The 23,120-nt window shown below is 54.0% G+C and carries 21 protein-coding genes; 4 read left to right on the top strand and 17 right to left on the bottom strand.

Annotated elements, in window-relative coordinates; translation table 11 throughout:
- Positions 1–18 precede the first annotated feature (18 nt).
- From rnhB to rpsB, 15 genes are all read right to left on the bottom strand, one after another.
- The gene (rnhB, locus tag F0320_RS03720) at positions 19–615 is read right to left on the bottom strand and encodes a ribonuclease HII (RefSeq protein WP_126328818.1); all 597 of its coding nucleotides are present in this window, start codon (positions 613–615) and stop codon (positions 19–21) included.
- A complete protein-coding gene (gene lpxB / locus F0320_RS03715) occupies positions 612–1,760 on the bottom strand; it encodes a lipid-A-disaccharide synthase (protein WP_149323808.1) in 1,149 nt (382 codons plus the stop codon). Before lpxB ends, rnhB begins: the two co-directional genes overlap by 4 nt.
- The gene (lpxA, locus tag F0320_RS03710) at positions 1,760–2,548 is read right to left on the bottom strand and encodes an acyl-ACP--UDP-N-acetylglucosamine O-acyltransferase (RefSeq protein WP_023310462.1); all 789 of its coding nucleotides are present in this window, start codon (positions 2,546–2,548) and stop codon (positions 1,760–1,762) included. Before lpxA ends, lpxB begins: the two co-directional genes overlap by 1 nt.
- A gap of 3 nt (positions 2,549–2,551) precedes the next feature.
- The gene (fabZ, locus tag F0320_RS03705; RefSeq protein ID WP_010426706.1) at positions 2,552–3,007 is read right to left on the bottom strand and encodes a 3-hydroxyacyl-ACP dehydratase FabZ; all 456 of its coding nucleotides are present in this window, start codon (positions 3,005–3,007) and stop codon (positions 2,552–2,554) included.
- A gap of 102 nt (positions 3,008–3,109) precedes the next feature.
- The gene (gene lpxD / locus F0320_RS03700; RefSeq protein ID WP_047651471.1) at positions 3,110–4,135 is read right to left on the bottom strand and encodes a UDP-3-O-(3-hydroxymyristoyl)glucosamine N-acyltransferase; all 1,026 of its coding nucleotides are present in this window, start codon (positions 4,133–4,135) and stop codon (positions 3,110–3,112) included.
- 3 nt (positions 4,136–4,138) lie between these two features.
- Positions 4,139–4,633 carry a molecular chaperone Skp gene (skp, locus tag F0320_RS03695; RefSeq protein WP_045907838.1) on the bottom strand — a complete coding sequence of 165 codons (495 nt, stop codon included), beginning with the start codon at positions 4,631–4,633 and terminating at the stop codon, positions 4,139–4,141.
- 122 nt (positions 4,634–4,755) lie between these two features.
- Positions 4,756–7,173 carry an outer membrane protein assembly factor BamA gene (gene bamA, locus F0320_RS03690; RefSeq protein WP_047651473.1) on the bottom strand — a complete coding sequence of 806 codons (2,418 nt, stop codon included), beginning with the start codon at positions 7,171–7,173 and terminating at the stop codon, positions 4,756–4,758.
- 29 nt (positions 7,174–7,202) lie between these two features.
- Positions 7,203–8,555, bottom strand: coding sequence for a sigma E protease regulator RseP (gene rseP / locus F0320_RS03685; RefSeq protein ID WP_126328819.1), 1,353 nt, complete (start codon positions 8,553–8,555; stop codon positions 7,203–7,205).
- A gap of 11 nt (positions 8,556–8,566) precedes the next feature.
- Complete coding sequence (cdsA, locus tag F0320_RS03680) at positions 8,567–9,424, bottom strand: phosphatidate cytidylyltransferase (RefSeq protein ID WP_023310457.1); 858 nt, start codon at positions 9,422–9,424, stop codon at positions 8,567–8,569.
- Between the two features lie 12 nt (positions 9,425–9,436).
- Complete coding sequence (gene ispU, locus F0320_RS03675) at positions 9,437–10,195, bottom strand: (2E,6E)-farnesyl-diphosphate-specific ditrans,polycis-undecaprenyl-diphosphate synthase (protein ID WP_047651476.1); 759 nt, start codon at positions 10,193–10,195, stop codon at positions 9,437–9,439.
- Positions 10,196–10,381: 186 nt separating this feature from the next.
- A complete protein-coding gene (gene ispC / locus F0320_RS03670; protein ID WP_126328820.1) occupies positions 10,382–11,581 on the bottom strand; it encodes a 1-deoxy-D-xylulose-5-phosphate reductoisomerase in 1,200 nt (399 codons plus the stop codon).
- Positions 11,582–11,676: 95 nt separating this feature from the next.
- Entirely contained in the window at positions 11,677–12,234 is a 558-nt protein-coding gene (gene frr, locus F0320_RS03665) for a ribosome recycling factor (protein ID WP_003856180.1), read from the bottom strand.
- Positions 12,235–12,401: 167 nt separating this feature from the next.
- Positions 12,402–13,127 (bottom strand): UMP kinase, encoded by a 726-nt coding sequence (gene pyrH / locus F0320_RS03660; protein ID WP_008501910.1) that lies wholly within the window; start codon positions 13,125–13,127, stop codon positions 12,402–12,404.
- A gap of 150 nt (positions 13,128–13,277) precedes the next feature.
- Positions 13,278–14,129, bottom strand: coding sequence for a translation elongation factor Ts (gene tsf / locus F0320_RS03655; RefSeq protein ID WP_014882627.1), 852 nt, complete (start codon positions 14,127–14,129; stop codon positions 13,278–13,280).
- Positions 14,130–14,246: 117 nt separating this feature from the next.
- Entirely contained in the window at positions 14,247–14,972 is a 726-nt protein-coding gene (rpsB, locus tag F0320_RS03650; protein ID WP_003856207.1) for a 30S ribosomal protein S2, read from the bottom strand.
- 321 nt (positions 14,973–15,293) lie between these two features.
- On the opposite strand from rpsB, the gene map reads away from it, so the two are divergent.
- From map to F0320_RS03630, 4 genes are all read left to right on the top strand, one after another.
- Complete coding sequence (map, locus tag F0320_RS03645) at positions 15,294–16,088, top strand: type I methionyl aminopeptidase (protein WP_023310454.1); 795 nt, start codon at positions 15,294–15,296, stop codon at positions 16,086–16,088.
- Between the two features lie 63 nt (positions 16,089–16,151).
- Complete coding sequence (gene glnD / locus F0320_RS03640) at positions 16,152–18,827, top strand: bifunctional uridylyltransferase/uridylyl-removing protein GlnD (protein ID WP_029741204.1); 2,676 nt, start codon at positions 16,152–16,154, stop codon at positions 18,825–18,827.
- Between the two features lie 32 nt (positions 18,828–18,859).
- The gene (dapD, locus tag F0320_RS03635) at positions 18,860–19,684 is read left to right on the top strand and encodes a 2,3,4,5-tetrahydropyridine-2,6-dicarboxylate N-succinyltransferase (protein ID WP_008501915.1); all 825 of its coding nucleotides are present in this window, start codon (positions 18,860–18,862) and stop codon (positions 19,682–19,684) included.
- Between the two features lie 111 nt (positions 19,685–19,795).
- Entirely contained in the window at positions 19,796–20,182 is a 387-nt protein-coding gene (locus F0320_RS03630) for a DUF3461 family protein (RefSeq protein WP_014168696.1), read from the top strand.
- A gap of 92 nt (positions 20,183–20,274) precedes the next feature.
- Here F0320_RS03630 and cdaR read toward each other — a convergent pair whose 3' ends face one another.
- Together cdaR and degP are read right to left on the bottom strand one after the other, a co-directional pair.
- The gene (gene cdaR / locus F0320_RS03625; RefSeq protein ID WP_126328821.1) at positions 20,275–21,432 is read right to left on the bottom strand and encodes a DNA-binding transcriptional regulator CdaR; all 1,158 of its coding nucleotides are present in this window, start codon (positions 21,430–21,432) and stop codon (positions 20,275–20,277) included.
- 146 nt (positions 21,433–21,578) lie between these two features.
- Positions 21,579–23,015: a serine endoprotease DegP gene (gene degP, locus F0320_RS03620; protein WP_126328822.1), complete on the bottom strand. Its 1,437-nt coding sequence runs from the start codon at positions 23,013–23,015 to the stop codon at positions 21,579–21,581.
- Positions 23,016–23,120 lie beyond the last annotated feature (105 nt).

Here is a 23,120-nt window from a genome sequence, read left to right as displayed (position 1 = left end):
AATTGCTTGCGTATTGATTCAGGACACCCGTCCCAGCGCGCGTTTCACCGGGCCAAAACTGCGCCGATGGTGTTCGGTTGCGCCATGTTCAGCCAGCCTATCCAGATGGAAAGGTGTGGGATACCCCTTATGCTGGGCGAAACCATACTGAGGGTAAGTGAGATCCAGCGCGGCCATTTCGGCGTCGCGCGTCACTTTGGCAATAATAGAAGCTGCGCTAATTTCTGCGACCCGGCTATCGCCTTTTACGACCGCCATTGAAGGCATGGGCAATGCCGGACAGCGGTTGCCGTCAATCAGGACATATTCCGGGGAAATTTTCAGGCCTGCTACCGCTCGCTGCATCGCCAGCATCGTGGCATGCAAAATATTCAGCTCGTCTATTTCATGCGGTTCAGCGCGCCCCAGGCTCCAGGCCAGCGCCTTCTCCTGAATCTCACTAAACAGCGCCAGACGGCGCTTTTCAGACAATTTTTTAGAGTCGTTCAGCCCGACGATCGGCCGAGCCGGATCGAGGATCACCGCAGCGGTCACCACGGCCCCCACTAACGGACCACGACCTACTTCATCCACGCCCGCCACAAGGCGAGTGTGAGGATAAACAAATTCCATCATTTTGCTAGCTCCAGCACCGCATCAGCCGCTTGCTCATCAGCATTACAGCGGATCAATTGATGCAGTTCGCGGAAGGTATCGTGCATCTGGTGGCTGGTCTTGCCGTTGGCGAGCAGCGGCAGCAGTGCATCGGCAAGCGCCTGCGGCTGGCACTCATCCTGCAGCAGCTCTTTCACCAGCTCGCGCCCGGCAAGCAGGTTTGGCAGGGAGACATAATCCGTTTTCACCAGACGTTTTGCCAGCCAGAAAGTGAACGGCTTCATACGATAACCGACCACCATAGGACATTTCGCCAGCATGCATTCCAGCGCCGCCGTGCCGGAGGCCAGCAGCGCGGCATCGCTCGCATACATCGCTTCCCGCCCTTTACCGTCCAGAAGACGGACGTGAAGATCCGGGGCGACTTCCGTTTTGATGCGCTCAAACTGCTCGCGGCGTTTGGCATTCACCAGCGGAACAACCACTTCAAGATCCGGATAGGTCTGGCGAAGAATTTGCGCTGTTATGAGGAAATCGGCGCTCAGCATCTCCACTTCTGCACCACGGCTGCCTGGCAGCAGTGCCAGACAGTGCACATCATGCGGGATGCCCAGCGCGTCGCGCGCCGCGTTTTTATCCGGATCCAATGGCATCGCATCCGCCATGGTATGACCGATAAAACGGCACGGAACATTAAATCTGTCGTAAAACGCTTTTTCGAAAGGCAGGAAAGCCAGCACCAGGTTGGTGGACCGTCCGATTTTGAAAACGCGTTTCTGTCGCCACGCCCAGACGGACGGACTGACGTAGTGAATGGTTTTAATGCCCTGCTTTTTCAGATTCCCTTCGAGGGTAATGTTGAAATCAGGTGCATCGATACCGACAAACACATCGGGTTTGAGTTCGGTAAAGCGACGGGTGAGATCGGCACGGATGTGCAGTAAACGGCGTAGCCGCCCCAGCACCTCAACGATGCCCATCACGGCCAGCTCTTCCATTTCATACCAGGCTTCACAGCCTTCGGCCTGCATCAGCGGGCCAGCAACGCCGACAAAGCGAGCATTGGGTACACGGGCCTTAAGCGCGCGGATGAGACCGGCACCAAGAATATCGCCGGAGGTTTCTCCGGCGACCAGGGCTATCGTAAGCGGACGACTGTCGACCATTAACGAATCAGACCCCTTGTTGAACGGTCAAAGAATTCCATGAACGCGTTCACTTCCGGGTGCTTATTCGCCAGCTCGGCAATTTCCGGCTTCGCCTCTTCCAGCGTTTTACCGCTACGGTACAGCAGTTTGTACGCGTTGCGGATAGCAGTAATCGCTTCGCGGCTAAAACCACGACGCTTGAGGCCTTCGATGTTCACGCCAAACGGCGTGGCATGGTTGCCCTGCGCAATCACATACGGTGGGACGTCCTGCGCCACACCGGAGCATCCGCCAACCATCACGTGCGCACCAATGATGCAGAACTGATGGACTGCGGTCATGCCGCCAATAATTGCGAAGTCATCAACCGATACGTGTCCCGCCAGCGTTGCGTTGTTGGCAAGAATACAGCGGTCACCCACAGTACAGTCGTGCGCAATATGCGCATTAACCATAAACAGGTTATCGCTGCCCACCTTCGTCAACCCACCACCCTGTACTGTTCCACGATGAATGGTGACGCTTTCGCGAATACGGTTACGATCGCCAATTTCCAGACGGGTCGACTCACCAGCATATTTCAGATCCTGGTTAACTTCGCCGATGGAAGCGAACTGATAGATCTCGTTATTGCAGCCAATGGTCGTGTGACCATTCACGACAACGTGAGATTTCAGTACTGTACCCTCACCAATTTCGACATGGGGTCCAACAATACAAAACGGGCCAATGTGGACGTTAGCACCAATGATGGCACCGGTTTCCACAATAGCGGTAGGATGAATAAAGGCGGATTTATCAATCACGTATCAGGACTCCCGGCTACGAGCACACATCATCGTCGCTTCACAAACAACTTTGCCGTCAACCAGCGCTACGCCTTTGAAGCGAGTCAGGCCACGACGCGTTTTTTCAAAAGTGACTTCCATGATCATCTGATCACCAGGCACGACAGGGCGCTTAAAGCGCGCTTCATCAATACCCGCGAAGTAATACAGCTCACCTGGCTCCAGTTTGCCGACGCTTTTAAACGCCAGAATACCGGTAGCCTGAGCCATCGCTTCCAGAATCAACACACCCGGGAAGATAGGCTTACCAGGGAAGTGCCCCTGGAAGAACGGCTCGTTCACGGAAACATTTTTCACTGCGCGCAGAAAACGACCTTCTTCAAAATCCAGCACACGGTCTACCAGCAGAAACGGGTAGCGGTGCGGCAGAAGTTCTAAAATCTCTTCAATATGCAGAGTATGAGTGTCAGTAGTCAAAATACTCTTCCTGTCAAAATATACTGATAACAATAATAACACGGCCTGCCGGTTTATTAGAAAGCCGACAGGCCGGGAAAAATAGCGTTCAACGGATGACGCTTAATCTTGTTGATCGATCTTACGCTCAAGAGACTTGAGGCGTTTGCTCATATCATCAATGTTCATCACCAGAGCTGCTGTTTTACGCCATACCTTGTTGGGTTGTAGCGGAATGCCTGAGGAGTAGACGCCAGGTTCAGTGATAGGACGCATTACCATGCCCATTCCCGTCACGGTGACCTTGTCGCATATTTCCATATGGCCATTAATCACGCTCGCACCGCCAATCATGCAATAACGGCCAATTTTCAGGCTGCCTGCCATGATGACGCCACCCGCAACCGCGGTATTGTCGCCAATCACAACGTTATGCGCAATCTGGCACTGGTTATCGATGATAACACCATTGCCAATGATCGTGTCGTCAAGTGCACCACGGTCAATGGTGGTACAGGCGCCGATCTCTACGCGATCGCCAATAATAACGCGACCAAGCTGCGGGATCTTAACCCAGTTACCGCGATCGTTAGCGTAACCAAAGCCATCAGAACCAATGACGGTACTGGACTGGACGAGGCAATTTTCGCCAATTTCAACATCATGATAAACGGACACGTTCGCCCATAAACGGGTCCCGGCGCCGATTTTCGTATTTTTCCCAACGAAGCAGCCCGGGCCAATGACGGCGTTATCGCCCAGCACAACGCCGGATTCGATAACCGCATTCGCGCCAACGGCGACGTTGTTACCCAGCTTAGCCGTCGGATCAATCGCTGCGCTGGCAGCAATGTTCTGGGCCGGCTGCGGCGTGGTATCAAGAATTTGAGCCATGCGTGCATACGTCAGGTAGGGGTTTTTCACTACCAGCGCGCTTACAGTGGCAAATGGAAGATCGTCCTGCGTCAGAACAACAGCTGACGCCTGGCATTGAGCCAGTTGCTCACGGTACTTAGGGCTTACCATGAAGGTAATCGTGCCAGCTTTAGCAGATTGCATGGACGCAACAGCGGTGATGACGATATCGCCATCACCGTGTAATTCTGCATCCAACTGCTGAGCTAAATCAGCCAGTCGAATTGAAGGCATTACTTATTTAACCTGTTTCAGAACATCAGCAGTGATGTCTTTAACATCTTTGCTGTTGAAAGCGACGGCGTTCGCATCAACAACCAGATCGATGCTCTGATCGGCAGCCACTGCTTTAACAGCAGTCTGAATGCGAGTCACCAGCTTGCCACGTTCTTCGTTAGAACGACGCTGACGATCCTGCTCGAAAGCCTGCGCTTTCTGGGAGAACGTCTGGCGCTGAGCCATTACGTCTTTTTCCAGCTTGCTGCGGTCGCTTGCTTTCATGGTAGAACCATCACGCTGCAGACGCTGCATTTTGGACTGAAGATCGTTTTCCATACCCTGCAGTTCGCTTGCACGGCCTTTGAATTCGTTTTCCAGAGTCGCAGAAACACCCGTTTTCTGTGCAACCTGCTGGAACAAATTACCCATGTTGACGATTGCAATTTTGTCTGCTGCCTGAGCAGAAGTTGCCATCGCTAAACCGAGACCTGCAGCTAATAACCACTTTTTCACAATTAACTCCTTACCATCCCATTGGCACCAGAAGGTACCGTTCTTTGCGTGGCAAGGCGACCGTTTTACCGATCGCCAGTTGTCAGCGCTACACTGCCAACGCATTCCTTTGCTGCGGATTATTACCAGGTTTTACCAATGTTAAACTGGAATTGCTCCGACTTATCTCCATCATATTTCTTAAACGGCTGGGCGTAAGAGAAGACCAACGGCCCCAGCGGTGACATCCATTGTAATGCGATACCGGCAGACATGCGAATATTGCTCGGATCGCTATAATCTGGAACACCTGCCGCACGCATCTGGGCCGTATTCTGCCAGTTGGTATCCCATACCGTACCGGCATCCCAGAAGAAGGACGTACGGACAGAGTTCGCGTATTTATCACTGATAAACGGCGTTGGTGTGATGAACTCCAGACTGGCCACCGCCATCGCGTTACCGCCCACCGCATCATCAGAGCTACAGACTTCGGAGGAGGAAGACTTATCGCAGTTGTCTTTGTCGTTCCCGCCGTAGTAGACCGCTTTCGGACCAATGTTATTGGACTGGAAGCCACGAACGGTGCTGGAACCACCCGCATAGAAGTTTTCATAGAACGGCATCTCTTTGCCGCCCAGACCATCGCCATAGCCCCAACGGGTACGACCCAGAACCACCCACTTGTGATCGTCATCGATTGGGAAGTAGGACGCAGTATCCAGCGTGACCTTATAGAACTCGTTATCGGAACCCGGCACGGTAACTTTACCGTTCAGGTTGACGCGAGAACCTTCCGTTGGGAAGTAACCACGGTCAAGGCGGTTATAGGTCCAGCCGTAGTTAAAGGTGAAGTCATCCGCAGCGAAACCGTTGTTATCACTGGACGTACTTGCCGACTGGCCAATAGAGTCCAGGTAACGCCACATTGCCACCTGCGGTTGCATGTTGGACAGGTCGTTATGCACATAACCCAAGCCCGCACGCAGGGTGTTGTATTCGTTAATCGGGAAGCCAAGCGTACCGTCTACACCGTAACTCTTGTTGGTGTAAGAAGACAGATCCGCATCATCTGCTTTAAAGTCGTTATAGAAGATACGACCGCCCAGGCTCACACCGTCTACGGTGAAGTACGGGTTCGTCACAGAGAACTCAGAGTAGGTCTGATAGTCGTTTTTGGTGCCGTTAATACCGACAGAGTAGCCCGTACCCAGCCAGTTATCCTGCTGCACGCCGACCTGGAAGCTTACGCCGCTTTCAGTACCGTAGCCCACACCGAAGTTGAAGCTACCGGTGTTACGCTCTTTCACTTTATAAACAACATCAACCTGATCCGGGCTGCCCGGTACGCGCTGGGTATCGGTATCCACCGTTTCAAAATAGCCCAGACGGTTCAGACGCTCTTTACCCTGATCAACGAGGTCGCTACCCAACCATGCGCCTTCCATCTGACGCATTTCGCGACGCAGAACGGAGTCTTTGGAGGTGTCGTTACCAACGAAGCGGATCTTACGCACGTAGAAACGGTTGCCCGCATCAACATTCACGTGCAGCTTAACGGTTTTATCCGCGTCATTGATTTCCGGCTGAGTCTGTACGCGCGGATAGGCATAACCATAGCGGCCGAGCAGCTTCTTAATGCTGTCTTCCATTTTGGTTACTTTGGAACCGCTGTACAGGTCGCCCGGCTGAATTTTGGTCAGCGATTCGATTTCAGCAGAATGCCCCGCCAGGTTACCACTCACTTCAACACCAGAAAGCTTGTATTGCTCGCCTTCAGTGATGTTAACCGTAATGTAGATGCCTTTCTTGTCCGGAGTCAGACTGACCTGAGTCGAGTCGATGTTGAAACGCGCATAGCCACGATCGAGATAGTAACTGCGCAGGGTTTCAAGGTCGCCCGCCAGTTTCTGTTTCTGGTATTTGCGATCGCCTACCACGTTCCACCATGGCACTTCATCGCGCAGCTGGAAGGTGGAGATCAGTTCGTCGGTGCTGAATGCGTGGTTGCCGACAATGTTGATCTGCTGGATCTTCGCAGAAACACCTTCCTGGAAGACAAGCTTCAGGTCAACACGGTTACGTGGCAGCGGAGTGACAACCGCTTTCACGCTGGCGCTGTATTTACCGACGCTGTAATAGAAGTCTTCCAGACCTTTTTCAATGTCTGAAAGGGTTGTACGGTCCAGGGATTCACCCACACGAACACCCGATGCTTCAAGGTTCTGCTTGAGCATGTCATCTTTCACCGACTTGTTGCCGGAGAAAGTGATACTGGCGATCGTTGGACGTTCTTTTACCTGCACCAGCAGCGTATCACCATCGCGCAGGACGCGGACATCCTCGAAGTTGCCAGTGGCAAACAGAGCACGGATGGTGTTACTGATATCATCATCATTGACCGTATCGCCGGGGCGTACAGGCATACTGAGGAGGGCCGCACCAACGGCGACACGCTGGAGGCCTTCGAAATGAATATCTTTCACTACGAACCCGTCAGCACCGTATACGGTGGCGCTGCTAAACAGCAGCGACGCTATGAGCAACTTTTTCATCGCCATCGTTATTATGCGTTCTTCCTAACACTCTCTTACAACCGAGAGAAATCATTGAAAAGTGCAAGCCCCATTAACAGCACCAGCAAAATCGAGCCAATGCGATAACTAAAGTCTTGAACTCGCTCGGATACCGGTCCGCCTTTTAGCTTTTCAATCGCTAAAAACAGCAGATGACCCCCGTCTAAAACGGGAAGCGGGAACAGGTTGATTATCCCAAGGTTCACGCTAATGAGCGCGAGGAACATGAGATAGTAAATCACCCCGAATTCCGCTGACATCCCAGCCCCCTGAGCAATCGAAATTGGCCCACTGAGGTTGTTCAGTTTCACATCACCGGTTATCAATTTCCCCAACATGTTGACCGTCAGCTTCATCAGTTGCCATGTTTTATCCGTGGCTTCAAGGATGGCGCTGAACGGCCCATACTGGCGTATTGTCTTGTACTCATCTGGCAGCGGGATCACTTTCGGCACAACGCCTGCGAACCCTTCTGCCTTTTTGCCGACCGACTTCGTATCCGGGATCAGCGTCAGCGAAAGCGGACTGCCCTGCCTTTCAACTTCCAGCGCGAGAGACGTTCCCGGATTATCGCGCACCAGAGTAACAAAGGTCATCCACTCTGTTAATGGCTGACCATCGACTTTAACGATCCTGTCGCCCGCTTGCAAACCTGCTTTGCTCGCCGCCGAATTTGCCTGTACTTCGGCTAATACCGGCTCGATCTGCGCGCCGCGTGGACGAATGCCCAGCGCAGCGACGGGATCCTCTTTGTCTGGCTCGAAACGCCAGTGACGTAAATCAAGTATTTTGTCCTGACGCGTATCTGAACCAAACGGCGATACGCTGATGGTGGTCTGCGGATCGCCAATTTTGGCTACCAGCTGCAGTCGCACGGCATCCCAATCAGGGGTTTCGATGCCATCAATCGCTTTAAGTTCCATCCCGGATGTAATTTGCGCACTCGCCGCGATGGAGTTGGGGGCAATTTCACCTACCACAGGACGTACGCCAGGGACGCCGATGATAAACACCAGCCAGTAAGCAAAAATCGCAAAGATGAAGTTGGCTACCGGTCCGGCAGCGATGATGGCAGCGCGTTGTCCAACGGTTTTATTGTTGAATGCGCTGTGTCGCAGCTCAGGAGCGACAGGCTCGACGCGTTCGTCGAGCATTTTGACGTAGCCGCCCAGCGGGATAAGGGCGATGACAAATTCCGTGCCGTGGCGGTCGGTACGCGTCCAGAGTGATTTCCCAAAACCGATGGAAAATCGCTCTACGCGCACGCCACAGCGGCGAGCAACCCAGAAATGGCCAAATTCATGCACGGTAATCAGTACACCCAGTGCAACAATGAACGCCGCCAGATTCCAGAGAATGCTCAGCATAAAACCTTCCGTTAAATCGTCCCGAATACCAGTAAAAGCAAACACGCAAACACTGGAACAGCCGCTGTCAGGCTATCAATGCGATCCAGTATACCGCCATGCCCTGGAATCAGGTGTCCGCTGTCCTTAATCCCTGCTTCACGCTTAAACATACTTTCGGTTAAATCACCGAGCACGGAGGCAAGCGCAGCAAAAATCGAGCACACCAGCAGTATTGACGGTGCCACTTCAAGATTCGCCCAGACGCCGTAGCCCCAGGAGATGATCGCTGCCGTAAACAGGCCGCCGATGAATCCTTGCCAGGTTTTGCCCGGAGAAACCTTCGGTGCCAGCTTATGTTTGCCAAACAGTTTACCAAACATATAGGCCCCGGAGTCAGCCCCCCAGACCAGAATCATCACATAAAGCAGCCAGATCGCACCGCTGTAGTGGTTTTCGTCGTAGTGCCAGGCCCGCAGCGCAACCATACCCCAGAAAAAAGGAATAATTGTGAGCAAGCCAAAAATCAGTCGCAGCACTTTTGAATTACGCCATAATGCCGCGGACCCCGGATAAAAAAGAACCAGCAGCAGCGCTGCAACCCACCAGGCCAACGATATCCACAAGGAACCGGCAACCAGGGGCTGGTGAATATCATGGTGATATTCAGGCAACGTAAACAGCATTATGGCCAGGATAAAGCCACAAAGTACCGCAAGCCATACTCGCTGAGTGCGCGAGGTAAAGCCGCTAAACTGTCCCCATTCCCACGCGGCGAGCATGCACACCACCAGCGTGACAATAGCGAATCCCACCGGGGGCAGTAAAAACAGCGCCGCAATGACAATGGGTATTAATACAAAAGCGGAAATCAGGCGATACTTCAGCAAAAGCTACCCCCATCAGGCGTTGTCGCCACCAGGCTCGGTGCCGCCGAAACGACGCTCTCGATTGGCAAAGGCATGCAGCGCACCTTCAAAGTCTTGTTCATCAAAATCGGGCCAAAGAACATCCGTAAAGTAAAGTTCGGCATAGGCAATTTGCCATATCAAAAAGTTACTTATGCGATGTTCCCCCCCTGTCCTAATTACCAAATCCACAGGTGCCTGTTCATTCATGCAGATTTGCTTGCTCAGCGCCTCTTCATCAATTTGGTCGGGTCTCAACAGCCCTTCCTGAACCTGTTCGGCCAGATGCCGAACGCCCTGGATAATATCCCAGCGTCCGCCGTAATTCGCCGCAATATTCAGCGTCAGACCGGTATTGTTCTCCGTCAGCGCTTCTGCTTTACGAATCCGTTCCTGCAAACGTGAGTTAAAACGACTGGTATCGCCAATGATACGCAGGCGGACGTTGTGGCGGTGCAGGCTTTTTACTTCGCTGTCTAGCGCCCACACAAACAATTCCATCAACGCAGTCACTTCCTGCAGAGGACGATTCCAGTTTTCACTGCTAAAAGCATAGAGCGTTAACGCATCAATGCCGTTGTTGGCGGCAAAAGAAACGGCGCGGCGAACGGATTTCGCCCCCGCTTTATGCCCAAAGGCTCGTATCTTCCCTTGTCTTTTCGCCCAGCGGCCATTGCCATCCATAATGATTGCTACATGACGGCAGCCATGAGCTGGCAAATTTTCGCTTATTGGTTGATTCGCAGACAACATAACGCGTTTTTTGTCCCTGAAAAGGATTTAACGGTACTCAGGAATACTGAAGCCTATACATAAAAAAGCCGTGTCAAACCACGGCTCACCTGACCACATTAAGTCAAATACCTGCGATCAGGTGGCGCAGACTATATCACTGAAGCCCAACGCTAACAAATAGCACGACGACTAGTGCTTGCTTTATCACCAGCTTGCGAGACGTGTCACCTGTTGGCGTGCAATATTACGCGCAGCTGCATCCACCGCCAGCACCTCTTCCACGCTTTGTGGTTCGCGCAAATCCATCATGTCCAGTACCGATAAATTAAGCGATGCGATATCGGTGAAACGAATTTGCTGATTCAGAAATGCCTCAACGGTAATTTCATTGGCTGCATTAAGTGCCGTCGTCGCCGCCTGCCCCTGGTCAAAGGCATTCATCGCAAGCTTCAGACAAGGATAGCGGTCATAGTCTGGTTCACTGAACGTCAGGGAACTTAGCTTGCAGAAATCAAGCGGCTTCACGCCGGATTTCACTCGATTTGGCCACGCCATTGAATGGGCAATTGGCGTACGCATGTCCGGCTCGCCCAGCTGTGCCAGCACGCTGCCATCCTGGTAACGCACCATCGAGTGAATCACCGATTGCGGGTGAATCAGTACTTCCATCTGTTTCGCTGACGCATTAAACAGCCAGCGTGCTTCAATGTATTCCAGACCTTTGTTCATCATGGTGGCAGAATCAACGGAGATTTTACGCCCCATCGACCAGTTCGGATGACGGCACGCCTGATCGGGTGTCATTGCACGCAGTTCAGACAGTGGCGTTTCACGGAACGGGCCACCAGACCCGGTAAGCAGGATAGACACCACGCCATTCTGCTCCAGGTCAGCGTACCCCAGGTTCTGTTGAAAAGGTTGCGGTAAACTCTGAAAAATCGCGTTGTGTTCGCTGTCGACCGGCAAAAGACGCGCCCCACGCTGCTTCACCGCCTCCATGAACAGGCGTCCGCAGGTGACCAGCGACTCTTTATTAGCTAGCAGAACATCCTTACCGGCATCAATCGCAGCAAGCGTCGGCAGCAGCCCTGCCGCGCCGACAATGGCCGCCATCACCTGATCCACCTCATCCAGCGCCACCATCTCGCAGGCCGCCTGCTGGCCGCTCAGCACCTCGGTTCGACTGCCCTTTTCACGCAGCTGTGCTTTCAGCAGACGCGCGCTCTCTTCGTCATCCATCACCGCATAGCGGGGCGCAAACTCCAGGCACTGCTCGACCATTCGCTGCACATTCTTACCGGCCACCAGCGCTGTCACGGTGTAAAGTTCAGGATTATGGCGAACGACGTCGAGAGTGCTGCAACCGATAGAGCCGGTTGAGCCGAGGAGTGTTAAATGCTTCATGAGATGCCCGAAAAAAGTTAGACCAGATAAAAGCAAAACGCCGCCAGCAAGACCCGAAGTCCCTCTGAACGGCGTTTATCAGTGTACGACAGAAATCAGAACTGCATCAGTTCCGCTTCTTTTTCTGCCAGCGCCGCATCAATTTTCTTGATGGCCGCGTCGGTCATTTTCTGAATGTCGTCCTGAGAACGACGATCGTCATCTTCGCTGATCTCTTTTTCTTTCAGCAGCGCTTTCACTTTATCGTTCGCGTCGCGACGTACGTTACGCACGGATACACGACCCTGCTCAGCTTCGCCACGAACCACTTTGATCAGGTCTTTACGACGTTCTTCCGTCAGCGGAGGCAGTGGAACGCGGATGTCAGCGCCCGCAGAGCTTGGGTTCAGTCCGAGGTCAGAGGCCATAATCGCTTTCTCAACGGCCGGGCTCATAGAGCGGTCGAACACGTTGATTTTCAGCGTACGGGTATCTTCTACCGTGACGCTCGCCAGCTGACGCAGAGGCGTTGGCGTACCGTAGTATTCTACAATGATGCCATCCAGCAGGCTCGGGGACGCACGGCCAGTACGGATTTTGCTGATTTGGTTTTTGAACGCTTCTACGCATTTGTCCATGCGTACTTCAGCATCTTTTCTGATGTCGTTAATCACGTTACGAATCCTTGAAAACTTGTCTCAGGCAGACTATCCGCCAGCACAGCGCTACAGGTGTGCTAAGTATAGTCGCGTTTAATTCATGACAACGCCAAAGGCGCGCCCGGGTAAGATACCACTACAAAATAAAGCGGAATCTTACCTGTATTTATCGTTAACGGAAATTATTCCGTGATCAAAGTGCCTTCTTTTTCGCCCATGACCACGCGACGCAGTGCGCCAGGTTTGTTCATGTTGAAGACACGGATCGGCAGTTTGTGGTCGCGAGCCAGCGTGAAGGCGGCAAGATCCATCACTTTCAGCTCTTTATCCAGCACTTCGCTGTAGCTCAGCTGATCGTACATGGTGGCAGAAGGATCTTTTGCCGGGTCGGCAGTAAACACGCCGTCTACTTTGGTCGCTTTCAGCACCACATCGGCTTCGATCTCGATACCGCGCAGGCAGGCAGCGGAATCGGTCGTAAAGAACGGGTTACCCGTACCGGCGGAGAGGATCACCACGCGGTTGTTGCGCAGCAGGCTGATGGCTTCCGCCCAGCTGTAATTATCGCATACGCCATTCAGGGGAATCGCGGACATCAGGCGGGCGTTCACATAAGCGCGATGCAGCGCGTCACGCATTGCCAGGCCATTCATCACGGTTGCCAGCATACCCATGTGGTCGCCCACAACGCGGTTCATCCCCGCTTTCGCCAGACCAGCACCACGGAAAAGGTTGCCACCGCCAATGACCACGCCAACCTGGATGCCCAGTTCGACCAGTTCTTTGATTTCCTGTGCCATGCGATCAAGGATGCTTGCGTCAATACCGAAGCCTTCCGATCCCTGCAGCGCTTCGCCACTCAGCTTAAGCAGAATGCGTTTGTACACGGGTTTTGCATTGGTAGCCATGTTTCTTTCCTGAGACTGTCAACGATTAAGATGGGGGTTAATTCTGGCGACATGATATGCCGCAAATCAGCACAGCGATACTGGAGCCTGTCTGATTTCCTGTGACGGGTGACAAAAAGAAGCCGCCCTCAGGCGGCTCCTTTTCAATCATTAAGACTGCTTGGACATTGCAGCAACTTCTGCTGCGAAGTCAGTCTCAACTTTCTCGATGCCTTCGCCCACTTCGAAGCGGATGAAGCCAGTTACGTCAGCGTTGTGCTCTTTCAGCAGCTGAGCAACAGACTTGCTTGGGTCCATTACGAATGGCTGGCCAGTCAGAGAAACTTCGCCGGTGAATTTCTTCATGCGGCCTTCAACCATTTTCTCTGCGATTTCTTTTGGCTTACCAGACTGCATCGCGATGTCCAGCTGAACCTGGTACTCTTTCTCTACCACTTCAGCAGACACGTCTTCTGGCTTAACGAATTCTGGTTTGCTTGCAGCGATGTGCATAGCCAGCTGTTTAACCAGCTCTTCGTCTGCACCTTTAGCCGCAACCAGAACACCGATACGTGCACCGTGCTGGTAAGAGCCCAGAACGTCGCCTTCCAGAGAAGATACGCGACGGATGTTGATGTTCTCACCGATTTTAGCAACCAGCGCAACACGTTCTTCTTCGAACTGTGCTTTCAGAACTTCAACGTCAGTGATTTTACCAGCAACAGCTGCGTCCAGAACTTTGTTAGCAAATGCCTGGAAACCACCATCTTTAGCAACGAAGTCAGTCTGGCAGTTAACTTCCAGAATGATGCCGTAGTTGCCGTCGATCTTAGTGATGATCACGCCGTCAGCAGCAACGTTGCCTGCTTTTTTAGCTGCTTTGATCGCACCGGATTTACGCATGTTTTCGATTGCCAGCTCGATGTCGCCGTTCGCTTCAGTCAGCGCTTTTTTGCAATCCATCATGCCTGCGCCAGTACGCTCGCGCAGCTCTTTTACCAGGGATGCGGTAATTTCAGCCATTCTTAAATCCTCGGGAGATGTGAACTGCCCGGCCGGGGGCCAAACAGTGTAAATTGAAAAAAGGGGCCGGTAATGGGCCCCTATTCATACACGGTACTAATAAGGGGTAAAACCTTATTATTCAGCTTCTACGAAGCTTTCTTCCGCCTGAGAAGCCAGATCCTGGGAACGGCCTTCACGAACGGTAGCAGCTACAGCGCTCAGGTACAGGCTAACAGCACGGATTGCGTCGTCGTTACCCGGGATAACGAAGTCAACACCGTCCGGATCGGAGTTGGTATCAACGATAGCGAATACCGGGATACCCAGGTTGTTAGCTTCTTTGATTGCGATGTGCTCGTGGTCTGCATCGATTACGAACAGCGCGTCTGGCAGGCCGCCCATATCTTTGATACCGCCCAGGCTGTTTTCCAGCTTGTCCAGTTCACGAGTGCGCATCAGCGCTTCTTTCTTAGTCAGCTTGTCGAAAGTACCGTCCTGAGACTGGGTTTCCAGATCTTTCAGGCGTTTGATGGACTGACGAACAGTTTTCCAGTTGGTCAGCATGCCGCCCAACCAGCGATGGTTCACGAAGAACTGGTCGCAGCTGTTAGCAGCATCTTTCACAGCTTCGCTTGCAGCGCGCTTAGTACCAACGAACAGAATCTTACCTTTACGGGAAGAGATCTTGTTCAGCTCAGCCAGGGCTTCGTTGAACATTGGTACAGTTTTCTCAAGGTTGATGATGTGAACTTTGTTACGTGCGCCGAAGATGAAAGGCTTCATTTTCGGGTTCCAGTAACGGGTCTGGTGACCAAAGTGAACACCAGCCTTGAGCATGTCGCGCATGGAAACAGTTGCCATGTTTAAAACCTCTATATTGAAAGTTGGGGTTATGCCTCCACGTATCCCATATTACCGACCCCGAAGGGCACCCCGGAATATGTGCCGATACGTGTGTGTTGTTACACAAAGTGAGATTTGTCGCTCCCGTCCAGCCTGTGTATCTGAGATGGATCGGAAGTCCGGCGCGCTTTATACCACAAAACACGACCAGAAACCAACAGTTGTTGGCGGAGTGTGCTGTTAATGATTCTCAATTTGGCACGGAGCGTGCCTGACTGATACCATTGACGACACTTAGACTAGTATTGTCGAAAAAATCGACACCGATGGACAGATTACATGGCTATCTCTATTAAGACACCTGAAGAAATTGAAAAGATGCGCGTCGCCGGTCGTCTGGCCGCGGAAGTGCTGGAAATGATCGAGCCGTTCGTGAAGCCGGGCGTCAGCACCGGTGAACTCGACCGTATCTGTAACGACTATATCGTGAACGAGCAGCACGCGGTTTCCGCCTGCCTCGGCTACCACGGTTTCCCGAAATCCGTCTGCATCTCTATTAATGAAGTGGTGTGCCACGGCATCCCGGACGATGAAAAACTGCTGAAAGATGGCGACATCGTCAACATCGACGTGACCGTCATTAAAGACGAGTACCACGGTGACACCTCAAAAATGTTCATCGTTGGCAAGCCGACTATTCTTGGCGAGCGTCTGTGCAAAGTGACGCAAGAGAGCCTCTACCTGGCGCTGAAAATGGTGAAGCCGGGTATTCGCCTGCGCACCATCGGTGCGGCAATCCAGAAGTTTGTCGAAGCAGAAGGTTTCTCCGTGGTGCGCGAGTACTGCGGTCACGGCATTGGTCGCGTCTTCCATGAAGAGCCGCAGGTCCTGCACTATGATGCAGATGACGGCGGCGTGGTGCTGCAAAAAGGCATGACCTTTACCATTGAGCCGATGGTCAACGCGGGTGACTATCGCATCCGTACCATGAAAGACGGCTGGACGGTGAAAACCAAAGACAGAAGCTTGTCTGCGCAGTACGAGCATACTATTGTGGTAACAGACAACGGCTGCGAAATTATGACGTTGCGCAAGGATGACACCATCCCGGCGATACTGACGCACGATGAATGATAAAAAAGCCGGCAAATGCCGGCTTTTTTAATGGCTATAGCTTTTTCTTATGGGTGGCGCACGATGAGTAATCTTTTACCCGAACAGTATGCTAACACAGCACTTCCCACCCTCCCCGACCAGCCCGATAACCCGGGCGTCTGGCCGTCGCACGAGCTGACCTGCGCACATATTAAAGCCCATATGGATGTTTTCCATCGCTGGCTGGGCAGCGCGTTCGACGCAGGCGTGTCGGCCGAGCAGCTCATTGAAGCGCGCACCGAATTTATCGACCAGCTCCTGCAGCGCCTGTGGATCGATTACGGGTTTGGGCAAATCAGCGACGTTGCGCTGGTTGCCGTCGGGGGCTATGGCCGCGGTGAGCTGCATCCACTTTCCGATATCGATCTCCTGATCCTAAGCCGCAAAAAGCTGCCGGACGAACAGGCGCAAAAAATTGGCGAACTGCTGACGCTGCTCTGGGACGTAAAGCTGGAAGTCGGCCACAGCGTGCGTACCCTGGAAGAGTGTCTGCTGGAAGGGTTATCGGACCTGACCGTCGCCACCAACCTGATTGAAACCCGCCTGCTTATCGGTGACGTCGCCCTGTTCCTGGAGCTGCAAAAACACATCTTCAGCGATGGCTTCTGGCCGTCAGAAAAGTTCTTCGCCGCGAAGGTCGAGGAGCAAAATCAGCGCCACCAGCGCTACCACGGCACCAGCTATAATCTTGAACCCGATATTAAAAGCAGCCCCGGCGGCCTGCGCGACATCCACACCCTGCAGTGGGTCGCCCGCCGCCATTTTGGTGCCACCTCGATGGACGAGATGGTCGGCTTCGGCTTTTTAACCGAGGCCGAGCGTAACGAGCTAAACGAGTGCCTGCACCTGCTGTGGCGCATCCGGTTTGCCCTGCATCTTGAAGTCACCCGCTACGATAACCGCCTGCTGTTTGACCGCCAGCTCAGCGTGGCTCAGCGTCTGAATTATCAGGGCGAAGGCAACGAGCCGGTTGAGCACATGATGAAGGATTTCTTCCGCGTCACACGCCGGGTGACCGAGCTGAACCAGATGCTGTTGCAGCTGTTCGACGAGGCCATTCTGGCCCTGACGGCGGACGAAAAACCGCGCCCGATTGATGACGAATTCCAGCTGCGCGGCACGCTTATCGACCTGCGCGACGAAACGCTGTTCATCCGCGAGCCGGAAGCGATTCTGCGGATGTTCTATACCATGGTGCGCAACAGCACCATCACAGGCATCTACTCCACCACCCTGCGCCATCTGCGCCATGCGCGCCGTCATCTGACGCAGCCGCTGTGCTATATCCCGGAAGCGCGTTCGCTGTTCCTGAGCATGCTCCGCCACCCGGGCGCTGTCAGCCGCGGCCTGCTGCCAATGCACCGCCACAGCGTGCTGTGGGCCTATATGCCGCAGTGGTCGCACATTGTCGGGCAAATGCAGTTCGATCTGTTCCACGCCTACACGGTGGATGAACACACGATCCGCGTGATGCTCAAGCTGGAAAGCTTTGCGAAAGAAGAGACGCGCTCCCGCCACCCGCTGTGCGTGGAGCTGTGGCCGCGCCTGACCCATCCGGAACTGATCCTGATTGCCGCCCTGTTCCACGATATCGCCAAAGGTCGCGGCGGTGACCATTCGGTGCTGGGCGCGCAGGACGTGCTGAAATTTGCCGAACTGCACGGCCTGAACTCGCGTGAAACGCAGCTGGTGGCCTGGCTGGTGCGCCATCACCTGCTGATGTCGGTTACCGCGCAGCGTCGTGACATTCAGGATCCGGAAGTGATCAAGCAGTTCGCGGAAGAGGTTCAGACGGAAAACCGTCTGCGCTATCTGGTCTGCCTGACGGTGGCCGATATCTGCGCCACCAACGAGACCCTGTGGAACAGCTGGAAGCAGAGCCTGCTGCGCGAGCTGTACTTCGCCACCGAAAAACAGCTGCGTCGCGGGATGCAAAACACCCCGGACATGCGCGAACGCGTGCGCCATCACCAGCTGCAGGCGCTGGCGCTGCTGCGGATGGATAACATTGATGAAGAGGCACTGCATCAGATTTGGGCCCGCTGCCGCGCCAACTATTTTGTCCGCCATAGCCCAAACCAGCTTGCGTGGCACGCGCGGCATCTGCTCAAGCACGATCTGTCCCAGCCGATGATCCTGCTGAGCCCGCAGGCCACCCGAGGCGGGACGGAGATTTTCATCTGGAGCCCGGACCGACCTTATCTGTTTGCTGCGGTCTGCGCCGAGCTGGACAGGCGTAACCTGAGCGTTCACGACGCGCAGATTTTCACCACCCGCGACGGCATGGCGATGGATACCTTTATCGTGCTTGAGCCGGACGGCAGCCCGCTCTCGTCGGACAGGCATGAAGGGATACGTTTTGGTCTGGAACAGGCGATTACCCAGCGCAGCTGGCAGCCCCCGCAGCCGCGTCGCCAGCCGGCGAAATTGCGCCACTTTACCGTCGATACCGAGGTCAACTTCCTGCCGACCCACACCGACCGTAAATCGTTCCTGGAGCTGATCGCGCTCGACCAGCCAGGGCTGCTTGCCCGCGTCGGCCAGGTTTTTGCCGATCTGGGAATTTCGCTCCACGGGGCCCGAATTACAACGATTGGCGAGCGAGTAGAAGATTTATTTATAATCGCCACAGCGGACCGGCGTGCCCTTAATAATGACCTGCAGCTTGAAGTGCAACAACGGTTGACAGCAGCCCTCAATCCAAACGATAAAGGGTGATATGTTTTTTAGTGAAATGGAAAGAGTAAACAATGCAGCAGTTACAGAACGTTATTGAGTCCGCTTTTGAGCGTCGCGCCGAGATTACCCCGGCAAATGTGGATACCGTGACCCGTGAAGCGGTAAACCAGGTGATTTCCCTTCTGGATTCCGGCGCGCTGCGCGTGGCAGAAAAAATCGACGGTCAGTGGGTCACTCATCAATGGCTTAAGAAAGCCGTGCTGCTCTCTTTCCGTATCAACGATAACCAGGTTATCGACGGAGCAGAAAGCCGCTACTTCGATAAAGTGCCAATGAAATTCGCTGACTACGACGAAGCGCGTTTTCAGAAAGAAGGCTTCCGCGTGGTACCGCCTGCGGCGGTTCGTCAGGGTGCGTTCATCGCACGCAACACCGTGCTGATGCCATCCTACGTGAACATCGGTGCCTACGTTGACGAAGGCACCATGGTTGACACCTGGGCGACCGTCGGTTCCTGCGCGCAGATCGGTAAAAACGTTCACCTGTCCGGCGGCGTGGGCATCGGTGGTGTTCTGGAGCCACTGCAGGCTAACCCGACCATCATCGAAGACAACTGCTTCATCGGCGCGCGCTCTGAAGTAGTTGAAGGCGTGATCGTGGAAGAAGGTTCCGTGATCTCCATGGGCGTTTACATCGGTCAGAGCACCCGTATTTATGACCGTGAAACCGGTGAAGTTCACTACGGTCGCGTTCCGGCGGGCTCCGTGGTGGTTTCCGGCAACCTGCCGTCAAAAGATGGCAAATACAGCCTGTACTGTGCGGTTATCGTGAAGAAAGTGGATGCGAAAACGCGCGGTAAAGTGGGCATCAACGAATTGCTGCGCACCATCGATTAATCGGGTATAACAAAAAGCGGGGGCAACCCCGCTTTTTTTATATCTGAGGGTGGCGAAAATAGATTTTTTCGTTAATTATTCAAAGGTTATGTTGAGATCAAGGGTACCGCTATGTACGATAATCTGAAAAGTCTGGGCATTACCAATCCTGATGAAATTGATCGTTACAGCCTCCGTCAGGAAGCCAATAACGATATTCTGAAAATCTATTTTCACAAGGACAAAGGAGAGTTTTTCGCCAAAAGCGTGAAGTTTAAATATCCACGCCAGCGTAAGACCGTTGTGGCTGACGGTGTAGGACAGGGCTACAAAGAAGTACAGGAAATCAGCCCAAACCTGCGCTATGTGATCGATGAACTCGATCAGATCTGCCAGCGCGACCGCACCGAGGTCGATCTCAAGCGTAAGATCCTTGACGATCTGCGTCACCTTGAAAGCGTTGTAACTAATAAGATCAGCGAAATTGAAGCGGATCTTGAGAAATTAACGCGGAAATAAAAGCAAAGCGGCAATCCTTGATTGCCGTTTTTAGTGTTTGCGCCCTCTCCCCGTGGGAGAGGGATGGGGTGAGGGCACCAGACCGCACTCAGTCATCTCTGCTCGTCCAGCTGAAGCGCCACATACAGCAGCAGCCTGTCGTCAAAGTTTCCCAGATCCAGCCCCGTCAGCTCCGAAATCCGGTTTAACCGATACTCAAGCGTATTGCGGTGAATAAACAGCGCCTTTGAGGTCGCCAGCGGCTGCACGTTATGGCGGAACCACGCCTGCAGCGTCCGGCGCAGCAGGCCGTTGTTGTCCATGGCTTTCAGACGCGCTAATGGCCGCGCCAGCTCATTGGCCTGCCAGCCCCCGCGCAGGCTGTCGAGCAGCACCGGCAGCATCAGATCCTGATAGAAATAGCTGCGGCTCTCCGGCATCCGCTGCTTGCCCACCATCATGGTGGTGCGCGCGGTACGCCAGGAGCGGGCGATACTGCCCGGCCCGGTAAAGTAGTTGCCCAGCGCAACGCGAAAACGCAGCTGACCGTTCTCCTCCATCCGGGAGATCAGCTGCTCCACGCGACGACGATGATCGTCGGCATCCCAGCGGCCGAACGCATTGAGCGCCGGCTTGAGGACCACCATTTCCGTCAGGGAGACTATCGCCACCAGGTTATCGCGCTCCGGCGTCGCCAGCGCATTTTGCAGCTGCTGCAGCTCGGCCATCGCGCTGTCCACGCCAAGCTGGCCGCTATCCACCTCAATGACCGCCACCACGCGCGGCTGGTTGAGATCGATCCCCAGACGCTGCGCCCATTCGCTGAGCGCAGGCGTATGCTCTTCCGCCTGAATAAGGTTCATCACTAGCTCTTCACGCAGGCGGCTGTCCTGGGCAAGCAGGTGCATCAGGCGCGACTGCTCCAGCATCATCTCCGCCGTCATACAGACCAGCTCACCGTATTTTCGCAGTAACTCGGGCTCGCCGGTGAGGCCAATTACCCCCACAATTTCGCCTTCAAGGCGCAGCGGTAAATTGATGCCCTGGCGTACGCCGTGCAGGTGTTTCGCTACCGCATCGTCGATATCCACGACTCGCCCCTGAGACAGCACCAGCAGCGCGCCTTCGTGCAATTCCCCAATACGCTCGCGATCGCCGCTGCCAATAATGCGCCCGCGGGCATCCATTACGTTGATATTGGTATCAATGATGCGCATGGTGCGCGCCACGATATCCTGCGCCATTTTGGTATCAAGATGCCAGCCAGCCATAGACCCCTCCCGTGAGCAGAGCTCAAGCATAGGGAAGTTCAGCGACGGCTGCATTGTGCGAATGCACAAAGAGAGAGGGAGAAGTATGGAGTTGTGGCAAGAATCACAGAAACGAGAAAGCCCCTGCGAACAGGGGCTTCAGAGAATTACTGCATCAGCAGATAAAGAGAGGTATCACCACGCTGGATATTCAGCGCCAGCACGGAAGGCTTGCTGTCGAGAATTTTGCGCAGTTCAGCGATGTTTTTCACCGGCTGCTGGTTAGCGCCCATGATCACATCGCCTTTTTTCAGGCCGATACGGGCTGCCGGTGAATTCGCTTTCACGTTGTTCACCACCACGCCTTTGTCTGCGCCTTTATTGCTCATCTCGGCACCTTCAATCCCGCTGAAGATGGTGCTGGAATCCACCTGATTCTGGCTGCTCTGCTGCAGCTCCAGGCTCACGTTAACCGGCTTACCGTCGCGCAGCAGGCCGAGGGTGACTTTACTGCCAATCGGCATCGAACCCACTTCGGCACGCAGGGCGGCAAAGCTGCTGATCGGCTTACCGTTCAGGGAGGTGATAACATCCCCCGCTTTAATGCCCGCTTTCGCCGCAGATGAATTCGGCATCACCTGGCTGACGAATGCCCCGCGCTGGGCGTCAACCTTCATCGCCTTAGCCAGTTCGGAGTTCAGCTCCGTACCGAGGATACCCAGCTCGCCGCGTTTCACCTGGCCATACTGCACCATCTGCGCGGTCAGGTTTTTCACCATGTTACTCGGGATAGCAAAACCGATACCGATGTTGCCGCCGTCTGGCGCAAGGATCGCGGTGTTGATACCGATCAGCTCACCGTTCAGGTTCACCAGCGCACCGCCGGAGTTACCGCGGTTGATCGCCGCATCCGTCTGGATGAAGTTCTCATAGTTCTCGGCATTGAGGCCGCTACGGCCCAGCGCAGAGACGATACCCGAGGTCACGGTTTCACCCAGACCGAACGGGTTACCGATCGCCACGGTATAGTCGCCCACGCGCAGCGCATCGGAGTCGGCAATTTTAATCGCCGTAAGGTTTTTCGGATCCTGAATCTGGATCAGCGCAATGTCAGAACGCGGGTCTTTGCCGACCACTTTGGCGTCAAACTTACGGCCATCGCTCAGCTGAACCTTAATACTGTTCGCGTTATCGACAACGTGGTTGTTAGTGACGACGTAGCCTTTCGCCGCATCAATAATTACCCCCGAGCCAAGCGCCATGAATTTCTGCTGCTGGCCGCCGCCCTGGCTGTCATCCCCTGCGCCACCGCCCTGACAAAACGGAGAGCTCTGGAATGGCGAACCGTCCTGGCAGAACGGCGAGTTGTCGCCGAAGAACTGCTGGAAGTTACGCGGCATGCGCGGCGTATTAACGGTCGTGCTACCCTCAACGTTAATACTCACCACCGATGGCATCACTTTTTCGAGCATCGGTGCCAGGCTTGGCATCTGCTGCGCGGTTGCTGCCGACGACGCGGTCTCGGCTGCAGTAGCAGTCACAGGAGACAGCGCTAAACCTAAACTCAGAGCCAGTGCACTCATTGCTAATGTGGTTTTTTTCATGTTTCTCAATCTCGATTTACAGGTAACGCAAAATTGCTGTGTAACTCAGATTCGTTTTATACCGCTTAGTTCCGGCGATAAGCTTATGGAAAAGGTAAAAATTTA

It is taken from the genome of Enterobacter dykesii, from assembly GCF_008364625.2.
GTDB lineage: Bacteria > Pseudomonadota > Gammaproteobacteria > Enterobacterales > Enterobacteriaceae > Enterobacter > Enterobacter dykesii.
The sequence above is the reverse complement of the archived record's forward strand: the minus strand, read 5'-3'. Positions and strand labels throughout refer to the sequence as shown.

What these genes read in the sequence shown, in the direction of transcription:
- bamA (WP_047651473.1), bottom strand. Translation starts at nt 7,173, where the DNA reads ATGGCGATGAAAAAGTTGCTCATAGCGTCGCTGCTGTTTAGCAGCGCC.
- cdaR (WP_126328821.1), bottom strand. Translation starts at nt 21,432, where the DNA reads ATGGCTGGCTGGCATCTTGATACCAAAATGGCGCAGGATATCGTGGCG.
- dapD (WP_008501915.1), top strand. Translation starts at nt 18,860, where the DNA reads ATGCAGCAGTTACAGAACGTTATTGAGTCCGCTTTTGAGCGTCGCGCC.
- ispU (WP_047651476.1), bottom strand. Translation starts at nt 10,195, where the DNA reads ATGTTGTCTGCGAATCAACCAATAAGCGAAAATTTGCCAGCTCATGGC.
- F0320_RS03630 (WP_014168696.1), top strand. Translation starts at nt 19,796, where the DNA reads ATGTACGATAATCTGAAAAGTCTGGGCATTACCAATCCTGATGAAATT.
- pyrH (WP_008501910.1), bottom strand. Translation starts at nt 13,127, where the DNA reads ATGGCTACCAATGCAAAACCCGTGTACAAACGCATTCTGCTTAAGCTG.
- rnhB (WP_126328818.1), bottom strand. Translation starts at nt 615, where the DNA reads ATGATGGAATTTGTTTATCCTCACACTCGCCTTGTGGCGGGCGTGGAT.
- map (WP_023310454.1), top strand. Translation starts at nt 15,294, where the DNA reads ATGGCTATCTCTATTAAGACACCTGAAGAAATTGAAAAGATGCGCGTC.
- ispC (WP_126328820.1), bottom strand. Translation starts at nt 11,581, where the DNA reads ATGAAGCATTTAACACTCCTCGGCTCAACCGGCTCTATCGGTTGCAGC.
- lpxD (WP_047651471.1), bottom strand. Translation starts at nt 4,135, where the DNA reads ATGCCTTCAATTCGACTGGCTGATTTAGCTCAGCAGTTGGATGCAGAA.
- lpxB (WP_149323808.1), bottom strand. Translation starts at nt 1,760, where the DNA reads ATGGTCGACAGTCGTCCGCTTACGATAGCCCTGGTCGCCGGAGAAACC.
- tsf (WP_014882627.1), bottom strand. Translation starts at nt 14,129, where the DNA reads ATGGCTGAAATTACCGCATCCCTGGTAAAAGAGCTGCGCGAGCGTACT.
- glnD (WP_029741204.1), top strand. Translation starts at nt 16,152, where the DNA reads ATGAGTAATCTTTTACCCGAACAGTATGCTAACACAGCACTTCCCACC.
- degP (WP_126328822.1), bottom strand. Translation starts at nt 23,015, where the DNA reads ATGAAAAAAACCACATTAGCAATGAGTGCACTGGCTCTGAGTTTAGGT.
- rpsB (WP_003856207.1), bottom strand. Translation starts at nt 14,972, where the DNA reads ATGGCAACTGTTTCCATGCGCGACATGCTCAAGGCTGGTGTTCACTTT.
- rseP (WP_126328819.1), bottom strand. Translation starts at nt 8,555, where the DNA reads ATGCTGAGCATTCTCTGGAATCTGGCGGCGTTCATTGTTGCACTGGGT.